The sequence below is a fragment of the Pseudomonas sp. NPDC087814 genome, assembly GCF_044742865.1.
GTDB lineage: Bacteria > Pseudomonadota > Gammaproteobacteria > Pseudomonadales > Pseudomonadaceae > Aquipseudomonas.
The window spans coordinates 19823-35046 of sequence record NZ_JBIUVK010000063.1 but is presented as its reverse complement, the minus strand read 5'-3'; the positions used below and the strand labels follow the sequence as shown (position 1 = coordinate 35046).

Annotated in this window: 11 protein-coding genes and 1 pseudogene; 5 read left to right on the top strand and 7 right to left on the bottom strand. The window is 61.0% G+C overall.

Features of this window, described 5'->3' with window-relative positions:
* Positions 1–243: 243 nt before the first annotated feature.
* From ACIOMR_RS28210 to ACIOMR_RS28180, 7 genes are read right to left on the bottom strand one after another with little or no spacing between them, the layout of a single operon-like run.
* Positions 244–1644 carry an LLM class flavin-dependent oxidoreductase gene (locus tag ACIOMR_RS28210; protein WP_102368598.1) on the bottom strand — a complete coding sequence of 467 codons (1401 nt, stop codon included), beginning with the start codon at positions 1642–1644 and terminating at the stop codon, positions 244–246.
* 37 nt (positions 1645–1681) lie between these two features.
* The gene (locus ACIOMR_RS28205) at positions 1682–3340 is read right to left on the bottom strand and encodes a dipeptide ABC transporter ATP-binding protein (RefSeq protein WP_401197669.1); all 1659 of its coding nucleotides are present in this window, start codon (positions 3338–3340) and stop codon (positions 1682–1684) included.
* Entirely contained in the window at positions 3337–4200 is an 864-nt protein-coding gene (locus tag ACIOMR_RS28200; RefSeq protein ID WP_102368596.1) for an ABC transporter permease, read from the bottom strand. Before ACIOMR_RS28200 ends, ACIOMR_RS28205 begins: the two co-directional genes overlap by 4 nt.
* Positions 4201–4215: 15 nt before the next feature.
* Positions 4216–5268, bottom strand: coding sequence for an NADP(H)-dependent aldo-keto reductase (locus ACIOMR_RS28195; protein WP_401197666.1), 1053 nt, complete (start codon positions 5266–5268; stop codon positions 4216–4218).
* Between the two features lie 32 nt (positions 5269–5300).
* On the bottom strand, positions 5301–6554 hold the full coding sequence (locus ACIOMR_RS28190; protein WP_087694257.1) for an acyl-CoA dehydrogenase family protein: 1254 nt from the start codon (positions 6552–6554) through the stop codon (positions 5301–5303).
* A gap of 23 nt (positions 6555–6577) precedes the next feature.
* On the bottom strand, positions 6578–7510 hold the full coding sequence (locus ACIOMR_RS28185; RefSeq protein ID WP_401197663.1) for an ABC transporter permease: 933 nt from the start codon (positions 7508–7510) through the stop codon (positions 6578–6580).
* Positions 7507–9216 carry an ABC transporter substrate-binding protein gene (locus ACIOMR_RS28180; protein WP_401197660.1) on the bottom strand — a complete coding sequence of 570 codons (1710 nt, stop codon included), beginning with the start codon at positions 9214–9216 and terminating at the stop codon, positions 7507–7509. The genes ACIOMR_RS28185 and ACIOMR_RS28180 overlap by 4 nt, the downstream gene beginning before the upstream one ends.
* 427 nt (positions 9217–9643) lie before the next feature.
* On the opposite strand from ACIOMR_RS28180, the gene ACIOMR_RS28175 reads away from it, so the two are divergent.
* From ACIOMR_RS28175 to ACIOMR_RS28155, 5 genes and pseudogenes are all read left to right on the top strand, one after another.
* Complete coding sequence (locus ACIOMR_RS28175) at positions 9644–11794, top strand: TonB-dependent receptor (protein ID WP_008431769.1); 2151 nt, start codon at positions 9644–9646, stop codon at positions 11792–11794.
* Between the two features lie 92 nt (positions 11795–11886).
* Positions 11887–12627 carry an SDR family NAD(P)-dependent oxidoreductase gene (locus ACIOMR_RS28170; protein ID WP_401197656.1) on the top strand — a complete coding sequence of 247 codons (741 nt, stop codon included), beginning with the start codon at positions 11887–11889 and terminating at the stop codon, positions 12625–12627.
* Positions 12628–12655: 28 nt separating this feature from the next.
* Positions 12656–13168 (top strand): annotated as a pseudogene (locus tag ACIOMR_RS28165) (CmcJ/NvfI family oxidoreductase); the annotation flags it as partial.
* A 76-nt stretch (positions 13169–13244) separates the two neighbouring features.
* Positions 13245–13955, top strand: a complete 711-nt coding sequence (locus ACIOMR_RS28160) for a hypothetical protein (protein WP_401197653.1) — start codon at positions 13245–13247, stop codon at positions 13953–13955.
* Positions 13956–14007: 52 nt separating this feature from the next.
* The gene (locus ACIOMR_RS28155; RefSeq protein WP_401197650.1) at positions 14008–15162 is read left to right on the top strand and encodes a hypothetical protein; all 1155 of its coding nucleotides are present in this window, start codon (positions 14008–14010) and stop codon (positions 15160–15162) included.
* Positions 15163–15224 lie beyond the last annotated feature (62 nt).

Genomic DNA, 15224 nt, shown 5'->3' with positions numbered 1-15224 from the left:
GCCGAACGCAGGTATTGCGCAGCGGGTAAACCGGCAGGACGCCGGTTTAGCCGCGCCGGGCCATGGATGGCCCGTCGCGGCGGCCCGCGGAGTAATGCCGGAGTGAGGGAACGCCGAGCCACAGCGAGGCGCCGACAGGCGGGGCAGAGCGCTTTGGTTACTTTGCCGCTTTTGCAAAGTGACTCGCTGTAAGAGCGAAACCATAGGCCGCCGTTACCTAAATAACGGATATGTACTCTCAACTCACGCCGGAAACCGCAACGGCAAAGCAGCCTGAAGCAACGCCGCCGGATCCCGATAACGCGCCCCAAAGTGGTCCCCCGGCAACCGCGCCCGCCCAGCCCCAAACAACCGCTCCCGCAATGTCTCCCCCTCGTTGTACCGCTCACGAAACCGCCCCCGACGACGCAACTCCGGCACCACCAATTCAATAAAGTCCCGCGCTGTCTCAAACGACAAATACTGCCTCAGGTTAATCCCGTCGATCCCATCCTCATCCAGCCATTTCTCAATCGCGTCCGCCACCACCGTCGGCGTACCCGCGACAAAAAACCGCTCGCGATTAAACCCACCCAGCTGCGCCAGTACCGCCCCAACAGTGGAGTCCGCCTTGTACCGGCTCAAACTCTCCCACCCCTTGACCTGCCGACTCACCAGATCACTGATCAACGTATCCCGCGGATACGCCGTCAAATCAATCGCCGACTGCCCGTGAGCCAGCGACGCCTCGACACTCACCAACTTGCGATAACTGTCGAGCTTGGCACTCACCTCCTCATCGGTCCGCCCAACGATCACCCCCGCCATCACAATAAACTTCAACCCCGCCGGATCGCGATCATGCTCAACTGCCTTCTGCCGCATCGCCTGGATATTCGCCCGCACCGCCGGCGCATCATTACCACCGGTAAACACCACTTCGGCATGCCGCCCGGCAAACTCGATCCCGGCCGGTGACCCCGTAGCCTGAAACAACACCGGCGTACGCTGCCGCGAAGGCTGGCACAAGTGTGGGCCGGCAACCTTGAAGTGCTCCCCCACGTGGTTGATATAGCGCACCTTGTCCGGATCGGTGTAGATCCGACGCTCACGGTCGACAATCACCGCGTCATCGTCCCAGGAACCTTCCCAAAGCTTGTACAGCACGTCGAGGTATTCATCGGCGATCTCGTAGCGGTGATCGTGAACCACCTCAGTGTCATGCCCGAAGTTGCGCGCCGCATTCGGCAGGTACGAGGTGACAATGTTCCAGCCCACCCGCCCCTTGGTCAGGTGATCGAGGGTACTCATGCGCCGCGCAAACGCGAACGGCGGTTCGTAGGTGGTGGAAAAGGTCGCGCCGAAACCCAGGTTCTTGGTCACCCCGGCCATCGCCGGAATCACCAGCAGCGGGTCGTTGCTGGGAATCTGCATGCCCTCACGCAGCGAGGTCTCGGGGCCGTCGCGAAAGCGGTCATAGGTGCCAATCACATCGGCCAGGAACACGCCATCAAAGGTGCCGTATTCCAGCAGCTGCGCCAGCTCGGTCCAATAGTCCAGGTCGTTGAAACGGTGCCGGTTGTTGTCCGGGTGCACCCACAAACCATGGACGATGTGGCTGACGCAGTTCATTTCAAACAAATTCACGTGCAGTTGCTTGGGCACCAGGAGCACTCCTTTCGTAGATACGTTTTCCAATACGTCAGATCGCGACATTCAGGTAGAACGGGATCGGCGTGTAGTCGGTTTCAAGGGTCGGGATCGCATCGATCAGCGCGCGGGTATAGGCATGGGCCGGACGGTCGAACACCGCGCGTACCGAGCCGGACTCCACCACTTCACCGGCCTTCATCACCAACACGCGCTCGCTGACGTGGTTGATCACGCCGAGGTCATGGGAAATGAACAGGCAGGCCAGGCCGAGGCGGCACTTGAGGTCGTCGAGCAGTTCGAGAATCTGTGCCTGTACCGACACGTCGAGTGCCGACACCGGTTCATCGCAGATCAGGATCTGCGGCTCGGAAGCCAACGCTCGGGCAATCGCGATGCGCTGGCGCTGGCCACCGGAAAGTTCGATCGGCCGGCGCGACAAGGCGCTGGCATCAAGGCGTACCAGTTTCAGCAGTTCCAGGGCACGGTCGCGCCGGGCATGACGCGGTACGCCAGCCACCACCAGCGCTTCGAACAGCACACGCTGCACGGTGTAGCGTGGGTCGAAGGAGCTGAGCGGGTCCTGGAACACCACTTGCACCGCACGCCGGGCTTCGCGTTTTTGCCTGGCGTCGAGGTCGGACCAGCGCTGGCCATTGATCCACACCTCGCCGGCATCGGCGGTTTCCAGGCCGAGTATCAGCCGGGTCAAGGTGGTCTTGCCGCAACCCGATTCGCCCACCACCCCCAGCGTCTCGCCGCGACGCAGCTGTAGCGACACCTGGTTCAGCACCGTGCGGGTTTTGCCGTCGGGGCCGACAAAGGTTTTGGACAGCTCGCGTGCTTCAAGCAGTATTTCGCCCTGGGGCGCCGGCTCGGGCTCCACCGCCGTGAGCAGTCGGCGTGTGGGCTGGAAGTGCACGGCCTTGGCGGCCCGCAGCAGCAGTTGGGTATACGGATGACGCGGGTCTTGCAGGACCTGTTCGGTGCTGCCCTCCTCCACGATCACCCCGTGGCGCATCACGGCCACGCGATCGGCCAGGCGCGAGACCACCGACAGGTCGTGGCTGACCATCAGCAGTGCATTGTCTTCACCGCGCAGGCTCTCCAGCAGGGCGATGACCTGGGCCTGCACCGTGGCATCCAGTGCCGTGGTGGGTTCATCGGCAATGATCAGCCGCGGATTGCAGGCAATCGCCGAGGCGATCAGCGCCCGCTGGCGCAAGCCGCCGGAAAGTTGCCAGGGGTATTGGCTGGCGCGCAGTTCCGGTTCCGGCACACCGACATCCCGCAGCAGTTCCAGCACCCGCAGGCGGCGCGCTTCCAGGCCCAATGCGGTGTGCAGGTGCAACGGTTCTTCGATCTCGGCACCGACGCGGCGCAGCGGGTCCAGCGCGCCCAACGCGTCCTGCATCACAAAGCCGATGCTCGCGCCGCGCAGTTGCTGCCAGGCCCGCTCGTTGAGCTGGCGCAGGTCGACGCCCTGGAAGGCCAGCTTGGCAGCCTGGACATGGGCGTCCTTGCCGGTGAGGCCAGCCAGGGTGCGGGCGGTGACGCTTTTGCCGGACCCCGACTCCCCCACCAGCGCGAGGCATTCGCCCCGGTTCAACTGCAGACTGACACCGTGCAACACTGGCTCGGCCTGGCCGAAACGTACTGTGAGGTCGCGGATATCGACCAACGGGCCGAGGGTATGGATGTTCATCGTCATAGAGGCTTTCCTTCGCTGCGGCGCAAGAGTTCGCGGCCGATGGCACTGATGGAAACAACGGTCAGGGTGATGATCAGGGCGGGCCAGGCCACCAGCCACGGCGCATTGGCCAGGAAGCTGCGCCCGATGGACATCATCCCGCCCCACTCCGGCGCAGGCGGCGGTGCGCCGAAGCCGAGAAAACTCAAGGCGGCACCGGCAGTGATCGCGCCGCCGATGCCGATGGTGGCGAGGATCAACACGGGCTTGAACGCATTCGGCAGGATGTGCCGCAGCACCACCGCCAGCTGCGATTGGCCGAGGGTGACGGCGGATTCGACGTAGCCGGCATTGCGTACGCTGAGGGTTTGCGCCCGCACTAGGCGCGCATAACGCGGCACACCGGCAATGCCTATCGCGAGAATCAGATTGGCCGTGCCCTGGCCGAAAAACGTGATGATCACCAGCGCCAGCAACAGGTCGGGAAAGGACAGCAGCACGTCGATCCCGCGCATCAATGCGCTGTCCAGCCAGCGCGGCCCAAGGCCTGCGATCAAGCCGAGCAAGGTGCCCCAGGCCAGGCCCAGCGCAGTGGCGGCGAGGCCCATGAACAGCGACGAACGCACGCCATAAATCAATCGGCTGAGCACATCGCGCCCGTTCTCATCAGTGCCCAGCCAATGCACATTGCTCGGCGCCTGGAACGCCATGCGCGCCGACGCCTCCAGCGGGTCATACGGGGCCAGCCATTGCGGAACAACGGCGGCCAACAGCAACAGCCCGACAAATACCCCGGCGAGCAACAGACCCGGCCGCAGTTGGGTAAACCCGACAAGACGCAACGGGCGATTGCCGATCAACGTTTCAATGGTTTGCGTCATGCCAGGCTCCTGGTGCTAGGGCGCGGGGTTGGGAATGCGCTGGTGGATGGCCTGGACCTGCGCCTTGATCTCGTCGCTGAGGGTTACGTCCAGCGCGCCGAGGTTGTCGCGCAATTGCGCCAGGCTGGTTTGCCCGGTCAGTGCGCTGGTGACGAAGGGTTTGTCGATGATGAAGGCCAGGGCCAGTTGGGCCGGGGTGAGGCCATGTTGCCGGGCAATCTCCACGTAGCCGGTGATGGCCTCCTGGGCCGAGGCACTGTCGTAGCGATTGAAAGTGCGGTACACCGCCGACAGCCGCGAGCCCTCGGGCCGCGCGCCGCCGAGGTACTTGCCGGTGAGTGCACCGAAGGCCAGCGGCGAGTACGCCAGCAGGCCGACGCCTTCGCGATGGGTGAACTCCGAGAGGCCGCCTTCGTACAGGCGGTTAAGCAGGCTGTAGGGGTTTTGCACACTGGCAATGCGCGGCAGGCCGAGGCGTTCGCTTTGCTTGAGAAACTCGGCGACGCCCCACGGGGTTTCATTGGAAACCCCGATGTGGCGTACCTTGCCGGCCTTGACCTGATCGGCCAGCACCGCCAGGGTTTCCTCGATGGCGACGCTCTGGGTGTCTGCCTGATACGGGTATTCGCGCTGGCCGAAGATGTTGGTGGTGCGGTCGGGCCAGTGCAGTTGGTACAGGTCGAGGTAGTCGGTGTTCAGGCGTTTGAGGCTGCCGTCGAGGGCTTGGACGATGTTGCGCCGGTCGTGGCGGCTGAGGCCGTCGCGGATGTGCTGCTGGCTGCTGGGGTCACGGGCCGGGCCGGCGATTTTGCTGGCCAGGATCACCTCGTCACGTCGACCACTGGCCGCCAGCCAGCTGCCGATGTAACGCTCGGTGGTGCGCCAGGTTTCGGCCTTGGTGGGCGTGGGGTACATCTCGGCGGTGTCGATGAAATTGATACCTTCGGCCAGTGCCAGGTCGATCTGTTGATGGGCATCGTTTTCGGTGTTCTGGTGGCCCCAGGTCATGGTGCCGAGGCCCAGCACGCTGACTTGGATGTCGCTGTTGCCCAGTTGGCGGTAACGCATGGGTGATCCTTTTTTCTTCAAGGGTTGATGGCTCATACCGCACTCGCTTCGTCGCGGGCGGCCTGCTGCTCGGCGTCGGCGGCTTGCAGGCTGCGCCAGGCGGCGTTCGGGGTGACGTCATTGAGGTAGTAGTTGCCCAGTGCCCGTTCGCGAAAGATCGCCGGGTTGTGGGAGGCCAGGGTTCGCGCGTTGCGCCAATGCCGGTCGAAGCGACGCGACTCGCTGGTGGCGGAGGCGCCGCCGACTTCGAACAGCAGCGTGGTGGCTTCCAGTACCTGTTCCAGCACGATCTGTTGCGCCTGAAAAGCGCGAATCTCGGCCTCGGTGTAATGCTGTTCGGTTGCGTGCCCGCCCTGCTCCGCTTCGTGCACGTCCTGCAGCACCTCCGCGACGGCCAGCACCTGGGTGCGTGCGGCATAGGCCAGGCTCGACAAGCGGCCGATCACCCGCTGCACCAGCGGGTCATCCTTGGGGCTCGATTGCCCCGGCACACCAAACGCGCGGGTGCGGCCCTTGACGAATTCGGTGGCGTCACGCAGCACGGCGTTGGCGATGCCGGCCAGGGTCGCCAGGTGGAACAGCTGGTAGAAAGCGCTCAGGTAGGACTCGGCGCGCAGTTCGTCTTTCTTGAAGCGCCGCACAATGTGCTGCTCCGGTACGTTCACCGCCTTGAAGCGGGTGGTGCCGCTGCCGGTGAGTCGCTGGCCAAAGCCGTCCCAGTCATCCTCGACGGTGACACCCGGCGCGTCGGTGCGTACCGCCAGGCTGACAAAATCTTCGCCATCCAGGGCCACGGCCGCGATCCAGTTGGCGTACAGCGTGCCGGTGCAGTAGTACTTCTCGCCGTCCAGCTGCCAGCCGGAGTCGACCGCGCTGAGGGTCACCGAGTTGCGGGTGGTGTCGGTGCGTTCGGCCATGGCGGCGCCCCACAACTCGCCGTCGACGACTTTGGCGAACCAGTAATCCTGGGAAGCGCTGTCGCGACTGGAAAGCCGGCCTTCGACGAAACCGAAATGCGCGCGCACGATCTGCGGCAAGTTTGAATCGGCCTCTCCCAGTTCAATCAACAGGCGAAACAACTGCGGCAGGCTTGCACCCAGGCCGCCCAAGGCCTGCGGCACACGCAGTGCGCCAAAGCCGGCCTCGCGCAGCCAAGCCACCGCGTCATGGGCCAGCTCGCGTTGCTGCTCGCGGACGACGGCGGTGTCGGCTATCCGGGCAAATACGTCAGCGAAACGCTGGTGCAAGTCGGCATAACTCACTTCAGCGGGGATCGAAGCACTCATGGTTTTTCCTTCTTCAAAGGCACTCACGCTTGGTTGGCCCGAGGGTCAATCCAGCGGTTGATCAAATCGACGGCCAGGTTCACCAGCACATAGACGGTGGCGGCCAGCAAGGTCACGCCCAGCACCACCGGCACGTCTTTGTTGCTGGTGGCATCGAGCATCAAGCGCCCGATGCCCTGGCGTGCAAACAGCAATTCCACCACCACCGCGCCGCCCAGCAGGCTGGCGAACACGAACCCGGCCAGGGTCACCAACGGCACCAGCGCATGGCGCAAGGCATGACGCAGGCGCACAGCGGTTTCGGACAAGCCACGGGCACGGGCCATGGCAATAAAGGGTTGTTCGAGGGTGTCTTCCAGGGACTGGCGCAACAGCTGGGTCAGCACTGCCGCCACCGGCAACGACAGCGCGATCGAGGGCAGGATCAATGAGCGCCAGCCAACGGAACCGGAGGGCGGCAACCAGTGCCAATGAAACGAAAACACCAGCAACAACAGCATCCCGATCACAAACGAAGGTGCTGAAGACAGCACCAGCTCGCTGCCTGAAACGGCTGAACGCACCCAACGCGAACGGTTGGCGGTGAGGATCGCGCACACCAGGGCCAATACCACCGCCAGCAACGCCGCGCTCAGGGACAGTTGAATGGTTGCACCGATCTGCTCGGCAATCGCCTGCTGCACCGGGATGCGCAAGCGATAGGACTCGCCCAGGTCGCCATGGGCCAGGCGCATCAGGTAATTGCCGTATTGCACGATGAGGGGTTGGTCCAGGCCGTACTCGGCACGTACCCGGGCCAGCAGCTCCGGGGTGGGCATCGAATCCGGCCCGCCGAGGATTGCCAGCGCCGTGTCACCGCCGCTGAAATTGACCGCGAGGAACGTCAGCGTCGCCGCGCCCCACAGCACGCCAATGCCCGCCAGCAGGCGCCAGGCGATGGATTTGAACAGGCTCATGGTTGCCCCCGGTCCAGCCAGATGCTGGTGAAGAACGGTACGTTGTGGGAGGTATCGAAAATCACCCCCTGGACCTGCCGGCCATACGCAGTGAGCACCTGGCTTTCCACCGACGGCACCGCCGGGACGGTTTCGGTCAGGCGTTTTTGTGCTTCGCCATAGAGCGCCTGCAATTGCACCGGGTCGCGGGATTGGCGGGCGGCGCTGAGCACGCGATCCAGTTCGGCATCACGGAAGCGCCCGACGTTCTGGCCGATGATCTTGTCGGTGCTGATGGCCTGGCTGTGATAGAGCACGAACAGGCCATCGGGTGTGTTGGTGTGCCAGTAACCGCCCGCCAGCGCCTGGAACTTCCCGGCGTAGCGTTTCTCGGTCACGCGGGTCAGCGGCAGCATTTCGATGGGCATCTCGAAGCCGACTTTTTTCAGGTCGGCCTGGATGGCCACCGAAACGCTGGCGGGAAACGCCGGGTTGTCATAGGACAGCATCGTTGCCTTCAGGCGCTGCCCGTCCTTGGTTCGATAGCCCTGGGCATCGCGCCCGGCCCAGCCGGCCTCGTCCAGCAGCGCATTGGCGGCTTTCACGTCGTAGGCCAGGGCGTCGTTGTTGGGTTGATAAAACCGGGTGTTGGCCGCCAGGAAATCCGCCTTGGCGATGTATTCGCCGAAGCCGGAAATCCACGCCAACCCTTCGCGGTCAATGGCCTTGGCCACTGCGCGACGCACCCGTACATCGTCGAACGGTGGCTGCTCGACGTTGAAGGTCATGCTGCGGCTCGGGTTGCCCTTGCGGATCCGGCTGCGCATCACCAGGCTCGGGTTGGCACGGATGGCGGCGGCATTCTGGGCCGGTGCATCAAGCGCGAAATCCGACTGGCCGGACTCTAGCGCCGTGAAGCGGATCATGGCTTCGGGGACGTAGCTCAGTTCGATACGGTCCAGGTAGGCCTCGCCCGCGTGGCGCGTCACCGGTGGCGCCCAGTTATAGCCGGGGCGCTTGATGAACACCGCGCCCTGGTCACGGGTGTAGCTCTGCAACGTAAACGGCCCGCTGCCGATGGGGTGCTCGGCGATGGTCTTCGGCGCCTCGCGAATCTGCCTGGGGGAGATCATGCTCAGCCAGGACTGCGCCAGCACATCCAGGAACGGCGTATAGGGTTCGCGCAAATGCGCTTCGAAGGTGTAGTCGTCGATGACCTTGCCATCCAGGTACGGCGCGATATAGGCCGCGGCCAGTGGGGACTTGGTCGCCGGGTCGCGCATGTGGTCCAGGTTGGTTTGCAGCGCCTGGGCATTGAATTTCTCGCCGTCGCTGAAGGTCACGTCGTCGCGCAGGTGAAAGGTGTAGGTCTTGCCGTCGTCGGAGATGTCCCAGGAGCGGGCCAGCCACGGGCTGATATTGCCCTGCTCGTCCTGGTACACCAGGCAATCGAAGAGAATCCGGCCCATCCACTGGATGTTGCCGTTAGACAGTGCGTGAACATCGAAACTGCCGGCGTCGGAGGCGGCTGAGACGCGCAAAGTTCCGCCACTGCGCCCCGGTGACGACTCATGAAAGTCCGTCGCCGAATAAGTCACTACACCGTTGGTGACCGTGCCATCAGCCGCAGACGTTTCATGTTTCGGTGCCGCAGCCGGTGAGCAGGCATTGACTGCCAGGCACAGTGAAATAACCGCCGAAAGTTTCAGGATGGTTGTCAATGACACTTCCTTAGAGGAACTCTATGAACACTGAAAGTTTGCAATTACGGGGTGTAATGCAGTGAGCATGCCAGTCTTCAAGAAACGCCATATTGACCACGAAACCGGCGCAAAACCCTTGTAAAACGGGGCGAACACTGCCAAACACTTATATGGTTATACCCGTTATACACCCCGGAATTGTTGGTAGCCTTACACACTGCTTATCAGCTGTTGCGTTCGCGACAGCTGCGGTAATCCCAGGCATTAAAGTTGACTGTTGAGAATCAAACACCGATTCAAAACAAAGTATCCCGCAGAACACTTAACCTTAACTAAGCGCCCGTATTCCTTGGCCAATAGTCTTGGCATAGAAACTGCTCAGAGCGAAACAGGCATGACTATTCGAATAGAAAGCTGGGGCTCTTTTATCTATTCACAAGGAACACGCTTAATGGATCCAATCTTTCGGGGAGAGTTGCAAAAGTTGACACTTGCCGTGCGGCAAGCAACTTGGCTGGCGATGGTGGGGCTGGGCTCAGCCCTGGTTTTTTCCGCCAGTGTGCAGGCAGATGATGAGGTCACACCGACGACCGGAACACGGCTAAAGACGGTGACAGTAGAGGCACAAAAAATCACGCCCGTTGAGGCAGCCAAAAGTCAGCTGTCCGAAGTGCCAGGCGGCACCAGCGTGGTCGACAGCGAACAGGTGGCCAAGGGACGCACCGCCACCTTGCAGGACACCCTCGCCTATCAGCCGGGGGTGTTCGTGCAGTCCACCGGCGGCAACGACGCGGCCAAGATCTCCATCCGTGGCTCGGGCGCCAACACCTCGCCGGGGTATTTCCGTGAGGGCATCAAGTTCCTGTTCGACGGCCTGCCGATCACCGGCCCGGGCGGCACACCCTATGAATTCCTCAACGGCTCGGGGGTGAACTACACCGAAATCCTGCGGGGTGCCAACGCCTTCCAGTACGGCGCACTGAGTCTTGGCGGCGCCATCAACTTCGTCAACCAGACCGGCTACACCGCACCCGGCCTGCGGGTGCGAGCGGAAACCGGGAGCTACGGCTACAACAAGCAAAGCCTGAGTGTCGGCGGCGTCGAGGGTGCGTTCGATTACTACCTGAATGCCGACAACTACCGCAGCGACGGTTACCGCGACTACAGCCTGTCGAAAAGCCAGGGCGTGGTGGCCAACTTTGGCTACCGCTTCAGCCCGCAACTCGAAACCCGGGTGATGCTGCGTTACCGCGACGAGTTCCACAACGACCCGAGCGCCACCACCCTGGATGCGGTCAAGCACCATTCCGACCGTGCCAGTGCCACCGCCGAAAGCAGCGGCGCCGGCAGCCGTCGCCCCGGCAGCGTATGGCTGGGCAGCAAGACCACCTACACCTTTGAGGACGACGCCACCCTGTCGGTGGGTTTCGTCTACTACCAGTACGCCCACAACAACAGCCCGAACAGCCCGAGCAACCCCAGCTACTGGGACTGGCATGACCTGAGCGCGGTGATCAACTACGACCGCCGCGACACCCTGTTCGGCCACGAAAGCCGCTCCAGCCTGGCCTTCACCTCCACCGAGCACCTCAAGGGCCAGGTCGACTCCACCTTCGCCAACAAACAGACGCGCAAGTTCGTCGACTACAGCTCCTCGTTCGATCACGTGTTCTCCGTGGGCAACGACCTGGAACTGGTAGACGGCCTGTGGCTGACCAGTGGCGTCTCGGCGATCAACGTGCGCCGCCATGCCGACGTCAAGGAAGCCCTGGTGGCCAACACCACCACCTACCCGAGCGATGTGACCTACGACAACTGGAGCCTGGCACCGCGAGTGGGCGTGCGTTACGAGTTCAACCCACAACTGCAAGTGTTTGCCAACGTCAGCCGCTCCGTCGATCCACCGGCGTCCTGGGAATACTCCGGCTCCGGGCCGACCACGCCGTACGTACGGCCGCTGGTGGAACAGAAAGCCAATACCGTGGAAGTCGGGATCAAGGGTTCATCGGGCATCTTCGACGGCAGCCTGGCGCTCTACCGCTCGTGGGTGAAAAATGAATTGCTCAACGTGCAGATCATCCCGGCCACCTCCACGGCTGCTGCGGTCACCGGTGCATTCAACGCCACGCCGACGATCCACCAAGGGATCGAGGCCGGCTTGAATACACGCCTGTGGGAAAACACCTCGGGTGAAAAAATCACCCTGCGCCAGGTGTATACCTATAACGACTTCTACTACCGCCACGACCCGACCTTCGGCGACAACCAACTGCCGGGGATTCCGAAGCATATCTATCAGGGCGAAGTGCAGTATCAGCACCCGGCGGGCTTCTATACCGGGGTGAATGTGCAATCGGCTTCGCGTACGGCGGTGGACTATGCGAACAGCTTCTATGCGCCCTCCTACACAATCTTCGGGGCGAACGTGGGGTATGAAACGCCGAGCAAGGACTGGAAGGTGTCGCTGGATTTGAAGAACCTGACCAATCAGAAATACGTGACGGCGGTGCAGCCGTTGTATGACGCGAAGGGGCAGGATACGGCGTCGTTGTATCCAGGGGATGGGATTGGGGCTTATGTGGCGGTGGAAATGCGCTATTGAGTCAGCGCATAACCTTAGCTGTCGATGTTCTTATTCCTCACGCCTGGCGATGGGTAAATTGTTAGCCACGTATCTCATTGAGGAAGTGGCTAATGTCTGAGTCTCGATCCGAGCCTGTGGTGTGGATTGCCGGTGTGGGTGCCGTGGCCGGCCTGGGAGCGGCGCTGGCGCGACGCTTCGCGCGGGAGGGTTTGCAGGTGGCTGTCAGCGGCAGGAGCCCGGACAAGTTGCAGGCTGTGGTCGAGGGCATCCGTGCGCTCGGCGGGGAAGCGGTGGCTATCGTGGCGGACTCGGGAAACGAGTCCGAGGTGATCGCCGCCAGCCAGCAGATCAGCCAGTTGGGCCCCCTCAAGGCCGCGATCTTCAATGTCGGCAACTCCGTCGCAGCGCCGACCCTGGAGTTGAGCGCGCAGTTGTTCGAGCAGACCTGGCGGGCATCGACCCTGGGTGGCTTCCTGTTTGCCCGCGAGGCCACCCGCTTGCTGCTCGCCAGTGGTGGCGGCAGCCTGTTGTTCACCGGGGCTACCGCTTCATTGCGAGGCAAGCCACAGTTCGCCGCCTTTGCTGCCGCGAAGGCGGGACTGCGCTCACTGAGCCAGTCATTTGCCCGCGAGTTCGGCCCACAAAACGTGCACGTCGCCCATGTGGTCATCGATGGCGCCATCGACGGTGAGCGCGTGCAAAGCCGGGCACCGGATTACCTGGCGCGACTGGGGGAAGACGGTGCGCTGAAACTCGAAGACATCGCCGACGCCTATTGGTACCTGCACACCCAACCGCGCAGCGCCTGGACCCAGGAACTGGACCTGCGGCCCTTCAAGGAACCCTTCTGAAAACCGCCTCACGCCTGGAGGATTGTTCATGGGAACTCATCAGACTCATCTCGCCCCGCCATCGGTCATCGGCGAACTCAACTACCTGCTGGACACCGGCGAGCGACCGGTGAACTACACCTTCCCGCAGCCAGACGGCACACCCAAGCGCAGCGGCGTGCTGGACCCGACTCAGGTGAGTATTCATAACGCACGGCTGCTCGACGAACCGGCTTATCTGGATCGCAACGGTTTCGAAAGGATCGACCACACCAGCTCGGTGCCTGACCTGGAAAACGATGATCAGGTCCGTGAACACTACTATCCGGAAACCGAAGCCTTGCTCAAGCAACAGACCGGTGCGGTGAAAGTGGTGATCTTCGACCACACCATCCGGTTAGACGAGCACGGACGCGAGGACCGCGGGCTGCGTGAGCCGGTGCGGTACGTGCATAACGACCAGACCGAGCGCTCGGCGATTCGCAGGGTACGTGATCATTTGCCTGCGGATGAGGCTGAACAGCGGCTGCTGGAACGGTTTGCGATTATTACCTACCATCGAACAGGCTTAAACCGCTCAAGAACAACGACGATCCGCCGATACAGCTGACTCCTCCAGACGCACTTCGGATCAGAATATGTCCATTGAATTCGACATTAAGAACGACATTGCACTTCTTGAGCTTTTGTCGAATGCGGACCACCAAGATCTTGATGCCTTGGTAGACGTTTTGACAGACGCGGGCAACGGTCGGGTGGCGCTTTCGAAGAGTTCGAAAGTTGCGATGTCTGAAGCGAAATCCTCGAAACTTTATGACGAAGACATCATAAAATTGATCATTTCAGAGCTTCAGCACTTTGGTGGCAACAGCTTAGTTAATCTCGCACGCGGGGATGGCGTGGATTATCGGGAGGTAGTAGCTGATGTGGCCAGCTATCTAGGCGTAAGAGTAACGCCTCATGAATCTGTCGTGACGATGGAGGGTAAGATTCTTGCTCAGCTATTTGCGAAAACTTGGCAGGAAATGGGCCCCGCGGAACGTGAACGTCACAGCGCCGATGCTCGTGGATTTAACGCTGACGGAACGTACAATTTTGCCCTGCTGAAAGCACTAATGATGAACGGCGGTACGGTTAGTAGCCTTCAAGGACTGTTTTTCGCTCCGCAGTTTTTGAAGATGCTCGTTAGCGGAGCCTTCGCAGGGCGTTTCCTAGCCGGCGGATTGGCGGGCATTGCCGGTATGGTCGGCTGGGTAGCATACAAAGCTACCGGCGAGGCCTTGCGTGTCACAATTCCCTGCGTCGCGCTAATTGGAATAATTCGACACAAGCAACTCGTGACCTCATAGGTCATATAATGGTTTCTTTTTTGGATCAAGTCAGTAGCCATATGGAATCGCTATGCCTCCTCTAGACCCGAAATCTGCGTCAAACGCCGACCCCAGCACCTACCTAATCGGGTATTCCGCTGACAAGCCTCTTGCAACGATTGATTTCCTTCCTTCACAGATGCAGATGAGTGATCGAGAGCTACTCGCCCTCCACCCCGTGCATATAGATCGTCTCTCGTCGTTGCTTCAGGCTGTCCCAAGCGCATTGGTCGCTCATGAGGTTGGCGGCCACCGATATCTTCGGGTTGTCGTTGATGGTCCGCTTGCCGCCGCGGCAGATGGCGATGGCTTACGCGGTTTTACGCGGGATGCTCAGGGAAAATTTCAGAGTCACGGTCGTTTCTACGAAGATGACCGACTGAAAAATTTAGTAACAAGCGGTGCCCTGCTACAGGTAGCCTCGATTGTTGTTGCACAAAAGCATCTTGCCGATATCAGCGCGAAATTGAGTGAGATTCAGGAAGGCGTCGATAAGATCGTGTCGTTCCTGGAGGACTCAAGGCGAGCGACCATCACAGGGCGTATTGACTACCTTCGCCAAATAGCTCCAGAGGTCATGACTTCCCAATCGTATCCCGCCATAAGCAATGAACTCGAACGTTGCGAAGTGGAGCTGGGCGCGGTGCAAAACCACCTCGATATCGAAATAAACAAAATGGCCGGCCAGGTTTCCAACCAAAAGGACTCCAGCCTATTTGGATCAGACAGCCTGACGGAGTCGTTGCTGAAGCGGCAAACTGCACTTACCCCTGTTCTAGAGCAATGGAAACTGTGCATGGGAGCACGAATGATTGCGTGCCAACTATTGAGTAAGTTTGAAGAATCAGCACCTGTCGCTGCTCGGCGTCTCGATACACTGAAGGGCAAACTGGAACAGTTTTTGTCAGAATCTGGACCGGTTAGAAAATTTGAGCGTGCGATGGATATCAGAATTATGGGCCTATCGTCTTTCGTTGATTCGAAGACGACCATTCACGCAAACCGAATTCGACTCAGCAAGTGGAAGAAGCTGGAATTACCTGCTTTTACCGAAGCTAGCAATTCCACGCTTACCTTGATGGATCGATTGATGGTGGAGCAGCAAAAACCACAGTCTGTCGTTATGCAGTTAAAGGTGGAACACGGACGGATATCTGAGGCCTACGCCATCTCTTCGAAGGCTTAGAGAAGCAAGCCCAGTCCCCTCTCTACTAACTGAGTCGATCTGACTCGCATCTGAAATGCGCG